Consider the following 18327-nt stretch of genomic DNA (forward strand, 5'->3'; position numbering starts at 1 on the left):
ACTTCCCCTTAACGTTATTGGTTTTGGCAGGGTTGTGGATAACGGGCTTTGCGCTCCAGGTCATCGAGGTCGATGTGGTTGCGCATGTACTGCTGACTGGCGTCCACCAGCGGCTGGTGATCCCAGCTCTTCAGCTTGCCGATGGTCAGCGCTTCGGCAACGAAGCGCCGGCGTCGCTGGCTTTCGAGCACCTCGCGGTGAATCGCCGGAATGTCCCATTTGGCCCGTGCTTCGGCGAGAAAATCGTCGAACAGCTGGCGATGTTGCGGTGACTGGCTGAGTTCTTCCTGCTCCCGTGGATCGTTATCCACATCGAAGAGTAGGCAAGGGTCGGTTTCGCTGTAGATAAATTTGTAGGCGCCACGCCGGATCATCATCAGCGGGCTGACGGTGCCTTCGGCCATGTATTCGCCGAACACTTCGTCGTGACCGCCCTGCCCTTGCAGGTGCGACACCAGCGAGCGGCCGTCCAGCGGCAGGTTCGGTTCCAGACTGCCGCCGGCCAGTTCGACGAAGGTCGGCAGCAGGTCGGCTGTAGACACAGCAGCACTGACGCGGCCGGATTTGAACTGACCGGGTGCACTTATCAACAGGGGCACCCGCGAGGCCATCTCGAACCAGTGCATTTTGTACCAGAGGCCTTTTTCCCCAAGCATGTCGCCATGGTCACCGGAGAACACGATGATGGTGTCGTCCGTAAGCCCGCAATCTTCGAGGGTTTGCAGGAGTTTGCCGACGTTGGCGTCGATATAGCTGCACGCGCCGAAATACGCCCTGCGCGCATCGCGGATCTTATCCACAGGCAATGGCTTGTCCCACAGGTCGTAAACCTTGAGCAAACGCTGGGAATGCGGATCGAGCGAATGCTGGTCCGGTGTTGTGGGAAGCGGGATATCCGCATCGTCGTACAAATCCCAGAACGCCTTGGGAATCGTGTACGGATCGTGTGGGTGAGTCATCGACACGGTCAGGCAGAACGGCTGGTCGCCGTCCTCGCGAATGTGGTCGAACAGGTATTGCTGCGCCTTGAACACCACCTCTTCGTCGAAGTCGAGCTGGTTGGTGCGCACGCACGGCCCGGCCTGCAATACCGAAGACATGTTGTGGTACCAGCTCGGCCGCACATCGGGCTCGTCCCAGTTCACCGCCCAGCCGTAGTCGGCCGGGTAGATGTCGCTGGTCAGGCGTTCTTCATAGCCGTGCAGTTGATCCGGCCCGCAGAAATGCATCTTGCCCGACAGCGCAGTGCGGTAGCCGAGGCGCCGCAGGTAATGGGCGTAGGTGGGAATGTCGGCGGGGAAATCCGCGGCGTTGTCGTAGGCGCCGATCTTGCTCGGCAACTGGCCGCTGACCAGGGTGAAACGCGACGGCGCGCACAGCGGGCTGTTGCAATACGCGGCATCGAACACCACGCCCTGTTCGGCGAGGCGGCTGAGATTCGGCAGTTTGATCGGCGACGGGCCGTAGAACGGCAACATTGGCGCGGCCATTTGATCGGCCATGATGAAGAGAATGTTCTTGCGCTTCATGTGATCGCGGCATTCCATAGTGAATATTTATGCGACATTGCTGCGATCGAGCATGGATTCCACGCAATCTCCGGTAAAGCCCGCGCCGGACAATGACTAGGATAAGCACAGCTTATGTATGAAGCCCTCGGTGATTTGTCGCTGGACCTGGTGCGCGCCTTCGAGGCGGCAGCCCGTCATCGCAGTTTTACTGCCGCTGCGGTGGAACTCGGCACCACTCAACCGGCCATCAGTCAGCAAATCAAAAGGCTGGAGGAGCAGCTCGGAACACGGCTGTTCGACCGGATCTACCGAGGTATCGAACTGACCGAGGTCGGTTCGATCCTTTTCGAGCAAGTCACCCTCGGTTTGCAGAATATCGACGCAGGATTGAGCGCGATCAGCGCACAACAGCAACATGAAGTGTTGCAGGTCGCCACCGATTTCGCCTTCGCTGCGTACTGGCTGATGCCACGTCTGCATCGTTTTCACGAAGCCAATCCACAGGTGGATGTCAGCCTGGTCACCAGCGAGCGCAATCACAACATGCTCCGGCCGGATATCGACGTTGCCGTGCTGTTCGGCGACGGTCGCTTCAAACAGGGCGAAAGTCATTGGCTGTTCAGCGAAGAAGTCTTCCCGGTGTGCAGCCCGCAATTGCTCAAGGATCGCGCCCGGCCCTTGCCTCCCCAGGCGTTGCTGGAGTTTCCGCTGCTGCACTTGCGCGGCGAGCACAGCAGCAACTGGTTCGACTGGAGCGGCCTGTTCCGCGAACTCGGTATTAACACGCCGCCCGCGCCAGGCCAGCTGCGTTTCGACAACTACACCTTGCTGATTCAGGCGGCTATTGGCGGTCAGGGTGTGGCGATTGGCTGGCGGCACCTTGTGGATAACTTGCTCGCTCAAGGTTTGTTGTGCCGGCCGATTGCGGAGACCACTCTCTCTCCGCCTCGGCTATTACGTGGTGCTGCCGCAACGCAAACGGCGTGGGGCGTTGATCCAGCTGTTTGTCGATTGGTTGATGGCCGAACAGGCCAGCAGCGCGCAGTCGCTGACGGGAATGGATTTGCCTTCGATCGCGGTGTGATCAGCCTTCCGACGCCGCGACAAAACTCACGTGTTCGCCCACATGCAGATTCAACCGCAGCTCATCGGCCATCCCGATGGCCACCCGGTTCAGGCGTTCCAACGGTTCGGCCAGGCCCGGCTCAAGACTGCTGCTGACCTGGCTGAAATGCTCGATGGTCAGCCCCGCCACTCCACGCGGCGCATCGACCAGCGTCCAGCGCAACGGGCTGCCTTGCAGGGCTTCGCGGATTTCCTCGGCGGCGTGGCGTTGCAGGCGATCATCCAGGTCCGGCTCGTCGAGCAGCGCGAAATCCCCGACGACAAACAGTCGCGACACATTGGCCGCTTGCAGGCCATCGATCAGCGCATCGACCGCCAGCACTTGTTCCACCGGTCCCAGCACCACGGACTTTTCCACATGATCGCTGCTGAACGGCAGGCCCGGCGCATCGAGCAGGCAAATCACCGCCGAGCTGCCGGCCACACTCTGGTTGACCCGTTCGGCATCGAACAGATCGCCGCTTTTGGTGCGCAGGCCAGGACGTGGCGCCAGGGCGGTCAGGTCGTCGAGGATGGCGATGACTTCGTGCTGGCGGCGCAGCAGTTCAGCCATCAACGCACTGCCCAGGCTACTCATGGCACCATAGAGCACCACTTTCACCACCGGGGTTTCGGCATTTTTCATGGCTGAGTTCCCTTTTGTTTTCCCTTGTATGGCGTGTGACATACGGCCAGCGCCGAGGGTTCGAACCGATTCAGAGGGTTTGCGATGCAGACGATCAAGGGTTATCACGCCCACGTTTATTACGACGCCAGCACCATTGCTCAGGCACGTGCGCTGTGTGAGCAGGCCGCGCAATTATTCCCGTTGAAGATGGGCCGTGTGCACGAACGCCCGGTCGGCCCGCATCCGGACTGGAGCTGCCAACTGGCCTTCGGTCCGGAGCTGATCGGCGACGTGCTGCCGTGGCTGGCGCTCAATCGCAAGGGGTTGGTGGTGTTCCTGCACCCGGACACTGGCGATGATTTGCTCGACCACACCGAGCATGCGATCTGGATGGGCGCGATGCGGCCGCTGGACCTGTCTATTTTTTGATCAGATGGTTTCTTTACTGATCGAACAATGACAGTGGGCAATGTCGGGTAACGCTCCGCTGAACTGATAGCGGATATGTCCGCAATGGCAGCCGCCGCTGTGCAATTCATTCATCACCCTGCCCTCCCGTTCCCGTGTTCATTGACTCCAGTCGCATCCGACGGTCGGTTGGCCGTTCGCATCGAAGCTTTCACCTGCGAAAGCTGGCTGAAAGGTTGCCCCATTAGGATCGCCGCCACTACCGGCAACAGACCGGTTGGCCAACGCGTGTGATTGCTCCCGCGTCAGGCCCAATTAACAACAACAATGGTGATTCTGATGTCCTCTGTAGCCCGCCTCCTCGCTCCAACTCCGCCCGTACGTCTCGTGCTTCCCGTTCTGCGCTGATCCCGCCCGATCCGCTCACTTACCTAGCCGCGCTACGCCTGGAGTATTCCCATGCTGACTTTCCTTGGCTTCGCCATGGTCATCACGTTCATGTTCCTGATCATGACCAAGCGCCTGTCCGCGCTGATCGCACTGATCATCATCCCGATCCTGTTCGCTCTGTTCGGTGGCTTCGCGCCGAAGATCGGCCCGATGATGCTCGAAGGTATTACCAAGCTTGCGCCGACCGGCGTGATGCTGATGTTCGCCATTCTGTATTTCGCCCTGATGATCGACTCCGGCCTGTTCGACCCGGCCGTGCGCAAGATCCTCAAACTGGTCAAGGGCGACCCGCTGAAAGTTTCGGTCGGCACCGCCGTACTGGCGCTCGTCGTTTCCCTCGATGGTGACGGCGCGACCACTTACATGATCTGCGTGGCCGCCATGCTGCCGCTGTACAGCCGCATCGGCATGAGCCCGCGGATCATGGCCGGTCTGATCATCCTCGCCGGCGGCGTGATGAACATGACCCCGTGGGGTGGCCCGACCGCCCGTGCCGCCAGTGCGCTGCACGTGGACCCGTCGGACATCTTCGTGCCGATGATCCCGGCGATGGCTGCCGGTGTGGTGGCGATCCTGATCATTGCCTACTTCTACGGCAAACGTGAACGTGCGCGTCTGGGCGAGCTGCACCTGATCGGCGACGAAATCGACCACAGCGAAATCAGCGTCTCGCAATTCCCGGATGCCCGTCGTCCGAAGCTGATCTGGTTCAACGGCCTGCTGACCCTGGCGCTGATGTGCACCCTGATCGCCGGCCTGCTGCCGCTGCCGGTGCTGTTCATGGTGGCGTTCAGTATTGCAATGATCGTCAACTACCCTTGCCTGCAAATGCAGAAGGATCGCGTCGCGGCGCACGCCGGCAGCGTACTGTCGGTGGTCAGTCTGATCTTCGCGGCGGGCATCTTCACCGGTATCCTGTCGGGCACCGGCATGGTCGATGCCATGTCGAAAAGCCTGCTGGCGGTGATCCCTGATTTCCTCGGCCCGTACCTGGCGGTGATTACCGCGCTGGTGAGCATGCCGTTCACGTTCTTCATGTCGAACGACGCGTTCTACTACGGTGTGTTGCCGGTGCTGTCGGAAGCGGCCAGCCATTACGGCATCACCGCCGTGGAAATGGCTCGCGCCTCGATCGTCGGCCAGCCGGTTCACCTGCTGAGCCCTCTGGTGCCGTCGACGTATCTGCTGGTGGCTCTGGCCGGGATCGAGTTCGGCGATCACCAGCGTTTCACCCTGAAGTGGGCAGTGCTGGTCTGCCTGTGCATACTGGCCGCCGCACTGTTGTTGGGGACTTTCCCGCTGTTCAGCACTTTGTAACGGCATCAACTCACCAGAACGCCAGCTGCTTGCTGGCGTCCTGGTTTAACACACGCTCAAAGGAATACACATGGAATGGCTGACCAACCCTGAGATCTGGGTTGCCTTCTTCACCCTGACCGCCCTGGAAATCGTCCTGGGCATCGATAACATCATCATGATTTCGATCCTGGTCAGCCGCATGCCCAAACACATGCAACAGCGCACCCGGATCTTCGGTCTTGGCCTGGCCATGATCACGCGGATCCTGTTGCTGCTGTCGATCACCTGGGTCATGCGCCTCACCGCCGACCTCTTCGTGGTGTTCGGCCAGGGCATTTCCGGGCGTGACCTGATCCTGTTTTTCGGTGGCCTGTTCCTGCTGTGGAAAAGCTCCCAGGAGATGTACCACGCGCTGGAAGGTGAAGACGAAAGCGACGAGACGCCCGGCGGCAAGGGCGGCAACTTCCTCTACACCATCATCCAGATCGCGATCATCGACATCGTGTTCTCGCTGGACTCGGTCATCACCGCCGTCGGCATGGTCTCCCATGTGCCGGTGATGGTCGCGGCGATCATCGTCGCGGTACTGGTGATGATGGCGGCCTCGGGCAAGATCAGCGAGTTCATCGACAAGCACCCGTCGCTGAAAATGCTCGCGCTGTCGTTCCTGCTGGTGGTCGGCACCGTGCTGATCGCCGAAGCGTTCGACGTGCACGTGCCGAAAGGCTACGTCTACTTCGCCATGGGCTTCTCGCTGGCGGTCGAGGCCATCAACATCAAGCTGCGCACCGCGATGGCAAAAAAGAAGAAACAGCAGGATCCGGTGAAACTGCGCAAGGATGTTCCGGGTCAGTAACCGGAGCGCTGCGCTGATGATCAAAGGGCCTTCGGGCCCTTTTTTCATGGCTGCATGAACCTGTTTTCATGACGCTTTTGTTTCAATCCCCGCTTTAGCTGTGCAATGCTGGCGCCCGGACCGTTAGCCAACTACAGCTTAAGAACAACACGTAGAAACCGCGCGGTATCGTCAACTTGCCCCTTTGGGGCGCTGCAACTACAGGGGGTCTGCATGCTAACCCTGCTCAATCTGCTTTCTGCCGTGGCCTTGCTGATCTGGGGCACGCACATCGTTCGAACCGGCATCCTGCGGGTGTACGGCACCAATCTGCGGCATGTGATCGGCCAGAACATGTCCAGGCGCTGGCTCGCCTTCATCGCCGGCATCCTCGTGACCGCCATGGTGCAGAGCAGTAACGCCACCGCCATGCTCGTCACCTCCTTCGTCGGCCAGGGCCTGATGGCGCTGACTCCGGCCCTGACCACCATGCTCGGCGCCGACGTCGGTACGGCGTTGATGGCGCGGGTGCTGACGTTCGACCTGTCGTGGCTGTCGCCGCTGCTGATTTTTCTCGGGGTGATTTTCTTTCTCTCGCGCAAACAGACGCGGCTCGGGCAAATGGGCCGTGTGGCCATCGGGCTGGGGCTGATCATTCTGGCGCTGCAACTGATTGTCGAGGCTGCCGGGCCGATTACCCACGCAAAAGGCGTGAAGGTGATTTTTGCCTCGCTGACCGGCGACATCCTGCTCGACGCTCTGGTCGGTGCATTGTTCGCGATGATTTCCTACTCAAGTCTCGCTGCCGTGCTGCTGACCGCGACCCTGGCCGGCGCCAATGTCATCAGCCTGCCGGTGGCGATCGGTCTGGTGATCGGCGCCAACATCGGCAGCGGCGTGCTGGCCTTCATGAGCACCAGCATGCAGAACGCCGCTGGCCGGCAAGTGGCGCTGGGCAGCCTGTTGTACAAACTGATCGGGCTGCTGCTGATCATTCCGGTGCTCGATCCGCTGGCGCACTGGATCGACAACCTCGATTACAGCCCGCAGGAAATGGTCATCGGCTTCCACCTGCTCTACAACACCGCACGCTGCCTGATCCTGCTGCCGACGGTCGCGCCGATGGCGCGGTTGTGTGCCTGGTTGCTGCCGGAGCGTCCAGAGGTCAACGGCACTGCCAAGCCGCGTCATCTCGACGCGACGGCACTGGTCACGCCAAGCCTGGCGCTGGCCAACGCCGCCCGGGAAACCCTGCGCATGGGTGATCTGATCGACAACATGCTCGATGCCGCCCTCGATGTGCTGCGCGGCAAACAGACTGCCGTCACCCAGGAAATGCGCAAACTGACCGATGACGTCGAGGCGCTGTACAGCGCGATCAAGCTGTATCTGGCGCAGATGCCCCGGGAGGATCTCGGCGAGCAGGACAGTCGGCGTTGGGCGGAAATCATCGAACTGGCGATCAACCTCAAGCTCGCCAGCGACCTGATCGAACGCATGCTGCGCAAAATCCAGCAGCAGAAGACTTCGCAACGCCGCTCGTTTTCCGAAGACGGGCTGGAAGAGCTGGCCGGGCTGCACCAGCAATTGATCGCCAACCTGCGGCTCGGGCTGTCGGTGTTTCTCAGTGGCGACAAGGAAAGCGCCCGTCAGTTGTTGCGCGAGAAACGTCGCTTCCGCGCCCAGGAACGCCGTCTGGCCCACGCCCATGTCAGCCGTTTGCAACGCAAGATTGTGCAGAGTATCGAGACCAGTTCGCTGCACCTGGAGTTGATTGCCGACATGAAACGTTTGAACTCGCTGTTCTGCAGCAGCGCCTATGTGGTGCTGGAAACTTCCGATACCGGCGCGCTGGCGGCGGACGAAATGGCCGACATCACGCATTCGCCTTGAACGTCTGGGACTGTGGTCAGTCAGTAACTCAAGGTTCGGCCTCGCGGCCGGACTGATGACACGGATCTCCAATTCAGCTGTATGGAAGCTCGTTATGCGTTGCCTGTTGTTCGCTTGTCTGCTGCTCGGTTCCCTGCCCGCCTTCGCCCTGGATCGCTTCCAGGTCGAAGGCTATGCGCTGCCCAACGGCCTGCAATTGCTGCTCAAGCCCGGCACCGAACGCGGGCATGTGGCGATCCGGCTGGTGGTGGGCGTCGGCCTCGACGACTTCGACTGCAATGAAAAGGAGCTGCCGCACCTGCTCGAACACTTGCTGTTCAGCGGCATCGACGCCACCGGCGAAGGTGGCCTCGAAGAACGTATGCAGGCTTTGGGCGGCGATTGGAACGCCTTCACCAGCAACGCCGACACCACGTTCGTTATCGAAGCCCCGGCGAAAAACCAGCGCAAGGTGCTCGACCTGCTGCTGGATCTGCTGACCCAGACCCGTTTCGACGACAACGCGATCAACGCCGCCAAACGGGTGGTCGAGCGCGAGGATGGCGGCCATTACACCCGGCTGCGGCGTTTTCTCGACCGTCAGGATCTGGGCCACAGTGCGAGCAATCAACTGGCGGTCGAGCTGGGCCTGAAATGTCCGCAACGGGCCGAAGTCGAAGGCCTGACCCGCGAGCAACTGGATAAGGTGCGCAAGGCCTGGTACGCGCCGAACAACATGACCCTGATTGTGGTCGGTGACCTCGACAAGCTGCTGCCGGCCTATCTGGAACGGGCGTGGGGCGCGCTCGAGGCGGTCGATCCGAGCGAGCACCGATCGCTGCCGGACATCCGCACCAGCGCTGCTCACGAACGCACGATCACTCGCGGTTTCATCGGTAACAGCGCCAAGCTGCACTGGCTGGTACCGGAGCCGATGCTCGACGATCAGTACGACGAGACTTTCGACCTGCTCAAGGAATATCTGGAGTGGGCGCTGTACCGCGAGCTGCGCTTGAACCATGGGCTGTCCTACGGGCCCTGGGCCGAGCGTGAGGTGTTCGGCGGTGTCGGCTTCATGAGCCTCAACGCCGATCTGGATCGTGGTGACATCAGCGAAGCCGAACAGGTGCTGGAAGATCTCAAGGCCAGCCTGCTGAAAAACGGCCTCGATGCCGATACCTTCAATCGCATCAAACAGGCAGCCATCGCCCACCAGGCCTGGGCCGTGCAGGGCAACAGCGGCATGGCCGATTATTACTGGAGCGCGCTGGGCGACTATGAGGATGGCCGCTTCGCCGATCCCGCCCGGGAACTGCAAGGGGTCACGCTGGAGGCGGCGAACAAGGCCATGCGCGAATTGCTGTTGCAGCCGGGCTATCTGCGGATCGAGAAGCCGCTGTTCAGTGACGATCAGGTGCTGTGGCTGATTGGCGGCGCGGTTGGTGTTCTGGGGCTTGTCCTGCTCGGCTGGCATCTGCGCCGGCGCAAATCCGTGCCTTCAGACTGATCGACAGCCTCGCCACAGCCCCCGGCGGGCGGTACTCTGTCGAGGTTTTTTTCTTCGACTGTCGTGAACCGCCCAAATGCCCAAATTGACCCTCCTGATCCAGCGCATCCTCGAACTGATGAAGCGCTACCCCGGGGTCATTGCGCTCGGTGGTTTCATCTCCGGCGTCGGCAGTTTCATCCTGGTCGACCGGCAACAGGGGCTGGCGAGCTGGATCACCACGATCATGCTGCTGAGCTGGATCTGGCTGATGCTGGAAAACAGCCTGACCGAGCTGTTCACGCGGGTCTTCAAACGGGAAATCCCCCAGCCGCTGCTGCGTTATGCGACGCAGATGATTCACCAGGAAAGCCTGTTTTTCGTCCTGCCGTTCTTCTTTATCACCACCACCTGGAACAGCGGCCAACTGGTGTTCACCGGTCTGCTGTGCATCGCCGCGCTGATCTCGATTGTCGATCCGCTCTACTACAAATGGCTGGCGCCGCGGCGCTGGGCGTTCCTTGCGTTGCACACCCTGACGCTGTTCGCCGCCCTGCTCACCGCGTTGCCGGTGATCATGCACCTGACCACGTCGCAGAGTTTCAAATGGGCGCTGGGGACTGCCGTGGTGCTGTCGTTCCCGAGTCTGGCGTCGATCTTCCCGATCCGCACCGTGCGCAACGCGCTGGCGATCCTCAGCATCACCATCGGAATCGGCGGCGTCGGTTGGGTCCTGCGTTCGTGGGTGCCGCCGGCGACGCTGTGGATGACTGACGTTGCGATCAGCACTCAGTTGCAGGATCGCACCCCCGGCGCCAGCCTCGAGCAAGTCAGCGCCGAGCAGATCCGCAACGGCGGGCTCTACGCCTACACCGCGATCAACGCCCCGCGCGGGCTCGATGAGCGGATCTATCACGTGTGGCAGTTCAACGGCAAAGAGGTCGACCGCATTGCCCTCGACATCCATGGCGGGCGCAAGGAAGGCTACCGGGCGTGGACCCACAAGCAGGTTTTCCCCGGCAACCCGGTCGGTGACTGGCAGGTGCGGGTGCTGACCGAAGACGACCAGGTGATCGGCGTGCTGCGCTTCGAAATCACGGACAGCACACCGACCAAAGAAAAGTAATCCGGTTCGTGCTATTACGTAGGTTCGCGAATTCAGCCGAACAAGCACGGAGCTTATGACCAGCAGCTCGATGACCGGTAATGCCCGACTGGACACCACGATCAGCCCTGCCCGTCTGCGGGTCACCGGGGACTGGACGCTCGCCCATTACGCCGAACTCAAGCACCTGAGCGAAACGCTCCGCGGTCAGTACGACGCCAGCACCACCATCGATCTCAACGGCCTCGGCGCCCTCGATACCGCCGGCGCCTCGCTGCTGGTGGAACTGCTTGGCTCCGAGCGCCTGGGCAAATCCGCCGAACACCCCGACTGCACGATTTCCACGGCCGACCGCGCGTTGCTGCAAACCGTGTATCGCTCGCTGACCGACTTCTGCGTGCCGATCAAGGAACCGGAAATCAGCGTCAGCGTGCAACTGCTGACCCGCATCGGCCGGGCCGTCGATACGGTCTGGCAGGACACCCTGCAACTGCTCGGCTTCGTCGGCCTGATCCTCGAAACCATCGCCCGCAGCCTGTTCCGGCCCAAGCGCTGGCGGATCACGCCGATGATCGCGCACATCGAACAGACCGGCCTCGACGCCGCGCCCATCGTGGCGTTGTTGACCTTTCTGGTGGGTGCCGTGGTGGCGTTTCTCGGGGCGACGGTGCTGGCCAGTTTCGGCGCCAGCGTGTTCACCGTGGATCTGGTGGGCTTCGCCTTCCTGCGCGAGTTCGGTGTGCTGCTCACGGCGATCCTGATGGCCGGCCGCACCGCCAGTGCCTTTACCGCGCAGATCGGCTCGATGAAGGCCAACGAGGAAATCGACGCCATCCGCACCCTCGGCCTCGACCCCATGGAATTGCTGGTGGTGCCCCGCGTGCTGGCGTTGTTGGTGGCCCTGCCGATGCTGACCTTTCTCGCGATGATCTGCGGGATCATCGGTGGCGCTGTGGTCTGCGCCGTGTCGCTGGATATTTCGCCGGCGATGTTCCTGTCGCTGCTGCAAAGCGACATCGGGATTCAACATTTCCTGGTGGGTCTGGTCAAAGCCCCGATCTTCGCGTTCCTGATTGCCGCCATCGGCTGTCTGGAAGGCTTCAAGGTCAGTGGCAGCGCCGAATCGGTCGGCGCCCACACCACCTCGAGCGTGGTGCAATCGATCTTCGTGGTGATCGTGCTCGATGCGGTCGCCGCGCTGTTCTTCATGGAGATGGGCTGGTGAGTCGTCTACCCCGCGTGCCGTCCGAGGCGGTGATCGAAGTCCGTGGCCTGTGCAATCGCTTCGGCAGCCAGAGCGTGCACGAGAACCTCGACCTGGACTTGTACAAAGGCGAAATCCTCGCCGTGGTCGGCGGCTCCGGCAGCGGTAAGTCGGTGTTGCTGCGCAGCATCGTCGGCTTGCGCCGGCCCAGCGAAGGTATGGTCAAGGTGTTCGGCCAGAATCTGCCGAGCCTGCCAGAGCATGAGCGTTCGCTGATCGAGCGGCGCTTTGGCGTGCTGTTCCAGAAAGGTGCACTGTTCTCCTCGCTGACCGTCACCGAGAACGTCGCCCTGCCCCTCATCGAGCACGCCGGCCTGAGCCGTGACGACGCCGAGCACCTGGCGGCGGTGAAGCTGGCGCTGGCCGGGCTGCCGCTGTCTGCGGCGGACAAATACCCGGCGTCGCTGTCCGGCGGCATGATCAAGCGGGCGGCGCTGGCCCGGGCGCTGGCGCTGGATCCGGACATCCTGTTTCTCGACGAACCTACCGCCGGCCTCGATCCGATTGGTGCGGCGCAGTTCGACCAGTTGATCCTGACCTTGCGCGATGCCTTGGGCCTGAGCGTGTTTCTGGTGACCCACGACCTCGACACGCTCTACACCATCACCGACCGGGTGGCGGTGCTGGCGCAGAAAAAAGTGCTGGTGGCCGGGCCCATCGACGTGGTCTCGGAAACCGACGACGCGTGGATTCACGAATATTTCCACGGCCCTCGCGGCCGCTCGGCGCTGGACGCCGCCAAACTGCTCAACGAGGTCTGACATGGAAACCCGAGCCCATCATGTGTTGATCGGCCTGTTCACGGTGATTGTGGTGGCCGGCGCCCTGCTCTTCGGTCTGTGGCTGGCCAAGTCCAGCGTCGACACCGAGTTCAAGGATTACGAAATCGTCTTCAACGAGGCGGTCAGCGGCCTGTCCCGGGGCAGCCCGGTGCAGTACAGCGGGATCAAGGTCGGCGACGTGGTCAGCCTGCGGCTCGATCCGAAGGACCCGCGCCGGGTGCTGGCGCGGATTCGCCTCGGCGGCGATACACCGGTCAAGGAAGACACCCTGGCCAAACTGGCCCTGGCCGGGATCACCGGCACCTCGATCATCCAGCTCAGCGGCGGCACGCCAGAGAGTCCGAAACTGCGTGGCAAGGACGGCGAACTGCCGACCATCGTCGCCTCGCCCTCGCCTATCTCTCGGTTGCTTAACGACAGCAACGATCTGATGAGCGGGGTCAGCACGCTACTGAACAACGCCAATCAGATGTTCTCCGCCGACAACATCGAGCGCGTGAGCAAAACCCTCGAGCACCTGGAACAGACCACCGGTTCGATCAACGATCAGCGCGGCGATCTGCGCCAAGCCATGCAACAACTGGCAACTGTCGGCAAACAGGCTGGCAGCATGCTCGAGCAGACTTCGGCGCTGATGCGCAACGCCAACGGTTTGCTCAACGATCAGGGCAAGCAGGCGCTTGGCAGTGCCGAGCAGGCGATGAAGTCGCTGGAACAGAGCAGCGCCACCATCAACGGCTTGCTGAGCAAGAATCAGAATTCCCTCGACAGCGGCATGCAGGGCCTCAACGGCCTCGCGCCGGCAGTGCGCGAACTGCGTGAAACCCTGACCTCGCTGCGGGCCATTTCCCAACGTCTGGAGGCCAACCCCAGCGGTTACCTGCTGGGCAGTGAAAAGAACAAGGAGTTCACGCCATGAAGCTGACTCGCCTCGCCCTCCTCGCCGGCTTCACGCTGCTCGGTGCCTGCTCGATTCTGCCCAAGTCCGAGCCGCTGGATGTCTACCGCTTGCCAGCCGCACAGGCGCCCGCTGCGGCCAGTTCGGCGGCTCAACACTGGTCGCTGCGCTTGAACAAACTGCAAGCCAGCGAAGCGCTGAACCGGCCGGGCATCGCCGTGATTCCCCAGGGCGATGTGATCAGCACCTACAAGGCTTCGCGCTGGAGCGATCCGGCGCCGGTGCTGATGCGTAACCGGCTGCTCGATGGCTTTGCGCGTGATGGCCGGGTGACGTTGCTCAGTACCGATGACAGCAATTTTGCTGCGGATCTGGAACTGGGCGGCAGCTTGCAGGCGTTCCAGACGGAATATCAGGGCAATCAGGCCAGCGTCGTGGTGCGGATGGATGCGTTGCTGGTGCGCGGCTATGACCAGAAGATTCTCGCCAGCCGCCGCTTTGAAGAGCGCCAGCCGTTGAGTGATGTGAAGGTTCCGGCGGTGGTGGCCGGGTTTGGTCAGGCCAGTGATCGGCTCTCCGCGAAAGTCGTGGCATGGGCGGTGGAGCAAGGCCAGAAAGTTGCGCCAACCGCCCGGCCTTGAGTATCAGCCGAAGAACCAGTAGCAGACGCCGATAGCGCCAAGCACGCCCGCAAATTCGGCCAGCAGCGCGCAACCGACGGCATGCCGCGCACGCTGGATGCCCACTGCGCCGAAATACACCGCCAGCACGTAGAACGTGGTTTCGGTGCTGCCCTGGATCGTCGCCGCCACCAGCGCCGGGAAGCTGTCGACGCCGGAGGTCTTCATGGTTTCGATCAGCATCGCCCGGGCGGCGCTGCCGGAGAACGGTTTGACCATCGCGGTCGGCAGCGCATCGACGAACCGGGTGTCCCACCCTGCCCACTGCACCAGATGACGAATACCGTCGAGGCCGAAATCCAGTGCGCCCGATGCGCGCAATACGCCGATGGCGCAAAGCATCGCCACCAGATACGGCAGCAGATTCTTGGCAACGTCGAAACCTTCCTTCGCACCTTCGACGAACGCTTCGTAGACCTTCACCTTGCGCAAGGCACCGATCACCAGGAACAACATGATCAGGCCGAACAGCGTCAGGTTGCCGAGGATCGACGACAGCCCCGCCAGCGCCGTGGCCGACATCGTCGCCAGCAGCGCCATGAAGCCGCCGAGGATCAGCGCGCCGGGAATCAGGTAGGCCAGCACCACCGGGTCCCAGACCCGCAGGCGCTGCATGAACGCCACCGACAGGAAGCCGACGATGGTCGAGCAACTGGTGGCCAGCAGGATCGGCAGGAATACCAGCGTCGGGTCCGGCGCGCCTTGCTGGGCGCGGTACATGAAGATCGTCACCGGCAGCAGGGTCAGGGACGACGCGTTGAGCACCAGGAACAGGATTTGCGCGTTGCTGGCGATGGTCGAGCTGGGGTTGAGCTCCTGCAGCGCTTTCATGGCCTTGAGGCCGATCGGTGTGGCGGCGTTGTCCAGGCCCAGGCCGTTGGCAGCGAAGTTCAGGGTGATCAGGCCCAGCGCCGGATGCCCGGCCGGCACTTCCGGCATCAGTCGCAGGAACAGCGGTCCGAGTACCTTGGCCAGCCATTCGACAATCCCGGCTTTCTCGGCAATGCGCAGGAATCCCAGCCACAGGGTCAGGGTGCCGAACAGCAACACCATGACCTCGACCGATAGCTTGGCCATGGCAAAAATGCTTTCCACCATCGCCGCAAAGATTCCGGCGTTACCGCCGACCAGCCACTGCACCAGCGCCGACACGGCTGCCACGATGAAGAAGCCAAGCCACAGGCCATTAAGCATCAGTCAAATCCCCCGGAAGATGCGGCGAATGATAGCGGGGTCGCCAGAAACGACAAACCCCGGATTTCTCCGGGGTTTGTCAGGGTGCCTTGCAGGCGGGGATCAGTTTTTCGAAACCTCACCGGCCGGCAGTTTTTCCTTGCTGCGCCAGTGTGGCAGCGAGTTCCAGTAGCGCTGGCCCTTGGCGTCGTCGTACATGCCTTCCCAGCGGGCGATGACCAGTACGGCGAGGGCGTTGCCGATCACGTTCAGGGCGGTACGCGCCATGTCCATCACACGGTCGACACCGGCGATGAACGCCAGACCTTCCAGCGGAATGCCGACGCTGCCCAGTGTGGCCAGCAGTACCACGAACGACACGCCCGGCACGCCGGCGATACCTTTGGAGGTCACCATCAGGGTCAGGACCAGCAGCAGTTGCTGGCTGATCGACAGGTCGATGCCGTACAGCTGGGCAATGAAGATCGCCGCGATGGACTGGTACAGGGTCGAACCGTCGAGGTTGAACGAGTAGCCGGTCGGCACCACGAAGCTGCAGATGGCTTTCGGTGCGCCGTAGGCTTCCATCTTCTCGATCACGCGCGGCAGCACGGTTTCCGAGGAGGCGGTGGAATAAGCCAGCACCAGCTCATCCTTGAAGATGCGCATCAGCTTGATCACCGAAAAACCGAACATCTTGGCGATCAGGCCCAGCACCACGAAGGCGAAGAAGGCGATGGCGACGTAAACCAGGATCACCAGTTTGGCCAGCGGCAGCAGCGATGCGAAACCGAAGTTGGCCACGGTCACCGCGATCAGGGCGAACACGCCGATCGGGGCGTAGTTCATGATCATGTGGGTGACTTTGAACATGCTTTCCGAGACGCCCTGGAACATCTTCACCAGCGGCTCGCGCAGGTCCGACTGCAGGCTCGACAGACCGAGGCCGAACAGCACGGAGAAGAAGATGATCGGCAGCATCTCGCCGCGGGCCATGGCCGCGAAGATGTTCGACGGGATCAGGTTGAGGATGGTCTCGATGAACGCGTGTTCATGCTGTACTTCGGCGGCGGTCGCCTGGTACTTGGAGATGTCCACGGTGCCCAGGGTGCTCATGTCGATGCCGGCACCCGGATGGAACAGGTTGGCCAGCAGCAGGCCGACGACGATGGCGATGGTGGTGACGATTTCGAAGTAGATGATGGTCTTCAGGCCGATACGCCCGAGCTTCTTGGCGTCGCCCACGCCGGCGATGCCGACGATAAGGGAAGAAATGACGATCGGGATCACGATCATCTTGATCAGACGGATAAAGATATCGCCTGCCGGTTGCAGGACGTTGCTGATCCACCAGGCCTTTTTCGGCACTGAAATGGTTGAGCAACGCACCGATTGCAATCCCCAATACCAGACCGATGAGGATCTGCCAGGCGAGGCTAAGCTTTGCCTTCTTCATATTCTTTACCCTTACTTGCGTTTGACTCAAGGCACATGCAGGAACTGGAACGCTCTTGGCGGAAAAGTCTGTGCATCTGCCTCCGTATAAGGTGCCCCGAAGCGCGTGTTTACGGCTCTCCGGCAGGCGAAAAAAGGCGCAACTATTCCGATGCGGGGTTGCGCCGTCTAATGCCGTAAACGCCTACCCTATGCCGAATCGGCATGAGCTTTTTTAAATGAAACTGGCGTCCCAACCGGTTCGAATACGACATTTCGGCAGGCATAAGTGCCGTGAACCGGCCATTACAGCGTAGATTGGTTATTTTTTGAACGAGTGATTTCGACGAAAATTTTCCGAAAAAGCCTACGTTTGGAATCTAAAACGCCGACTGGCTTTATCGACTCTTTCTCGATATACGGTCGCGAGGAAACACCGCGAAATGCTTTTCGCGCGCAGTGTGATCGATAAAAAGATGAGCAGAACGCTCTGGATCAATGTTTTGTCACTTTGAAAGCCCAGCGCAAGTCCGTCGAACCGCTCCGGGTTGGCGAACTTGCGTCGCAGCTTTTACCCTGACCCGGCCCTCATCGCAGGCACTCCCTGTACCCGTAGGTCACTCCGACCCTGCAACAGTCAGAACGTCCCGGCCCCTTGGTCATGCGCCGGCCTTCCTCGGGCGGGCGCAATGGAAGGCAGCTGTCGGCTGCCTTCATGTTCAATACCAGTTCGGATCTTTCTTCAACGTTTCCATCAACAGATCCTGCATGCCCTGATCGGGTTTGCCGAGGAAGCGGTAGGTGGCATGTCGCGTGGGCGACTTGTCGGCCGGCAGTCCTTCGGGCACATCGACCAGCATGGCGTAAGCGTGTTTCTTGTCGAAGCTGAACGCGACGATCAAGCGGTGGTTGAGGCATTTGTCCTGCGATTCGCAGAGCGGCCCGACCAGATACTTGTCGCCGTCTTCAGTGACGGCATTCATCTGTTGGTCCGGCGTACCGGAGAGGTTCATCACCCATTCCGGCAGGCGTTCTTCCTTCTTCACCACGCCTTCCCAGGTTTCCCTGTAGTGCGGGTCGGAACTCAGCAGCTCGTTGACCCGCGTCTGGCCATCATTGGCCGCCATCGCCATGGCACTACCGCCCAGAAGCAGGGCGGCTGCCAGTGTCTTTAAAACACTCATGTTCAACCTCGGCCGCGACGGCCAAAGAAGAACGAGGCGATGAACATCACCAGGAACACGACAAAGAGAATCTTGGCGATACCCGTGGCGGTGCCCGCGATACCACCGAAGCCCAGTACTGCAGCGATGATGGCAATGATCAGGAATGTGATTGCCCAGCTCAACATGGTGATTCTCCTTGTTTCTATTTAGGGGTGTTGCCGGTCTCGGCGCA

General features: G+C 61.3%; 15 protein-coding genes and 3 pseudogenes. 11 read left to right on the top strand and 7 right to left on the bottom strand.

Going from position 1 to position 18327, the window contains the following annotated elements:
* Nucleotides 1-14: 14 nt before the first annotated feature.
* On the bottom strand, nucleotides 15-1529 hold the full coding sequence (gene betC / locus R1A29_RS29280) for a choline-sulfatase (protein ID WP_438300259.1): 1515 nt from the start codon (nucleotides 1527-1529) through the stop codon (nucleotides 15-17).
* Nucleotides 1530-1643: 114 nt separating this feature from the next.
* On the opposite strand from betC, the pseudogene R1A29_RS29285 reads away from it, so the two are divergent.
* Nucleotides 1644-2595 (top strand): annotated as a pseudogene (locus tag R1A29_RS29285) (choline sulfate utilization transcriptional regulator).
* Here R1A29_RS29285 and R1A29_RS29290 read toward each other — a convergent pair.
* Nucleotides 2596-3261 (bottom strand): NAD(P)-dependent oxidoreductase, encoded by a 666-nt coding sequence (locus R1A29_RS29290; protein WP_438300260.1) that lies wholly within the window; start codon nucleotides 3259-3261, stop codon nucleotides 2596-2598. It lies immediately after the preceding pseudogene.
* A gap of 84 nt (nucleotides 3262-3345) precedes the next feature.
* Between R1A29_RS29290 and R1A29_RS29295 the strand changes: the two genes are divergently transcribed.
* Complete coding sequence (locus R1A29_RS29295) at nucleotides 3346-3672, top strand: DOPA 4,5-dioxygenase family protein (RefSeq protein WP_438300261.1); 327 nt, start codon at nucleotides 3346-3348, stop codon at nucleotides 3670-3672.
* Nucleotides 3673-3684: 12 nt separating this feature from the next.
* On the opposite strand, the pseudogene R1A29_RS29300 reads toward R1A29_RS29295, so the two are convergent.
* Nucleotides 3685-3786, bottom strand: a pseudogene (locus R1A29_RS29300) (GFA family protein); the annotation flags it as partial.
* Between the two features lie 324 nt (nucleotides 3787-4110).
* Between R1A29_RS29300 and R1A29_RS29305 the strand changes: the two are divergent.
* From R1A29_RS29305 to R1A29_RS29345, 9 genes are all read left to right on the top strand, one after another.
* Nucleotides 4111-5418, top strand: coding sequence for a CitMHS family transporter (locus R1A29_RS29305; protein ID WP_438300262.1), 1308 nt, complete (start codon nucleotides 4111-4113; stop codon nucleotides 5416-5418).
* A gap of 70 nt (nucleotides 5419-5488) precedes the next feature.
* On the top strand, nucleotides 5489-6256 hold the full coding sequence (locus R1A29_RS29310; RefSeq protein ID WP_114880872.1) for a TerC family protein: 768 nt from the start codon (nucleotides 5489-5491) through the stop codon (nucleotides 6254-6256).
* Nucleotides 6257-6469: 213 nt separating this feature from the next.
* On the top strand, nucleotides 6470-8128 hold the full coding sequence (locus R1A29_RS29315) for a Na/Pi cotransporter family protein (RefSeq protein ID WP_134828627.1): 1659 nt from the start codon (nucleotides 6470-6472) through the stop codon (nucleotides 8126-8128).
* 94 nt (nucleotides 8129-8222) lie between these two features.
* Nucleotides 8223-9614 carry a M16 family metallopeptidase gene (locus R1A29_RS29320; protein ID WP_438300263.1) on the top strand — a complete coding sequence of 464 codons (1392 nt, stop codon included), beginning with the start codon at nucleotides 8223-8225 and terminating at the stop codon, nucleotides 9612-9614.
* A 76-nt stretch (nucleotides 9615-9690) separates the two neighbouring features.
* A complete protein-coding gene (locus R1A29_RS29325; protein WP_438300264.1) occupies nucleotides 9691-10719 on the top strand; it encodes a DUF5924 family protein in 1029 nt (342 codons plus the stop codon).
* A gap of 55 nt (nucleotides 10720-10774) precedes the next feature.
* Entirely contained in the window at nucleotides 10775-11923 is a 1149-nt protein-coding gene (locus R1A29_RS29330; RefSeq protein WP_085713058.1) for an ABC transporter permease, read from the top strand.
* Nucleotides 11920-12723 carry an ABC transporter ATP-binding protein gene (locus R1A29_RS29335; protein WP_438300265.1) on the top strand — a complete coding sequence of 268 codons (804 nt, stop codon included), beginning with the start codon at nucleotides 11920-11922 and terminating at the stop codon, nucleotides 12721-12723. Before R1A29_RS29330 ends, R1A29_RS29335 begins: the two co-directional genes overlap by 4 nt.
* 1 nt (nucleotide 12724) lies before the next feature.
* The gene (locus R1A29_RS29340; RefSeq protein ID WP_085713056.1) at nucleotides 12725-13663 is read left to right on the top strand and encodes an MlaD family protein; all 939 of its coding nucleotides are present in this window, start codon (nucleotides 12725-12727) and stop codon (nucleotides 13661-13663) included.
* Nucleotides 13660-14283 (top strand): ABC-type transport auxiliary lipoprotein family protein, encoded by a 624-nt coding sequence (locus R1A29_RS29345; protein ID WP_438300266.1) that lies wholly within the window; start codon nucleotides 13660-13662, stop codon nucleotides 14281-14283. The genes R1A29_RS29340 and R1A29_RS29345 overlap by 4 nt, the downstream gene beginning before the upstream one ends.
* Nucleotides 14284-14286: 3 nt before the next feature.
* On the opposite strand, the gene R1A29_RS29350 is transcribed toward R1A29_RS29345, so the two are convergent.
* The 4 genes and pseudogenes from R1A29_RS29350 to R1A29_RS29365 form a co-directional block, all read right to left on the bottom strand.
* Complete coding sequence (locus tag R1A29_RS29350; protein ID WP_305834564.1) at nucleotides 14287-15516, bottom strand: nucleoside recognition domain-containing protein; 1230 nt, start codon at nucleotides 15514-15516, stop codon at nucleotides 14287-14289.
* Between the two features lie 102 nt (nucleotides 15517-15618).
* A pseudogene (gene gltP / locus R1A29_RS29355) lies at nucleotides 15619-16951 on the bottom strand (glutamate/aspartate:proton symporter GltP).
* Nucleotides 16952-17648: 697 nt separating this feature from the next.
* Nucleotides 17649-18113, bottom strand: a complete 465-nt coding sequence (locus R1A29_RS29360) for an inhibitor of vertebrate lysozyme family protein (RefSeq protein ID WP_438300267.1) — start codon at nucleotides 18111-18113, stop codon at nucleotides 17649-17651.
* Nucleotides 18114-18115: 2 nt separating this feature from the next.
* A complete protein-coding gene (locus R1A29_RS29365) occupies nucleotides 18116-18280 on the bottom strand; it encodes a DUF1328 domain-containing protein (protein ID WP_003177151.1) in 165 nt (54 codons plus the stop codon).
* Between the last annotated feature and the right edge of the window lie 47 nt (nucleotides 18281-18327).

The organism is Pseudomonas sp. NMS19W (assembly GCF_051554255.1).
Taxonomy (GTDB): Bacteria; Pseudomonadota; Gammaproteobacteria; order Pseudomonadales; family Pseudomonadaceae; genus Aquipseudomonas; species Aquipseudomonas kribbensis.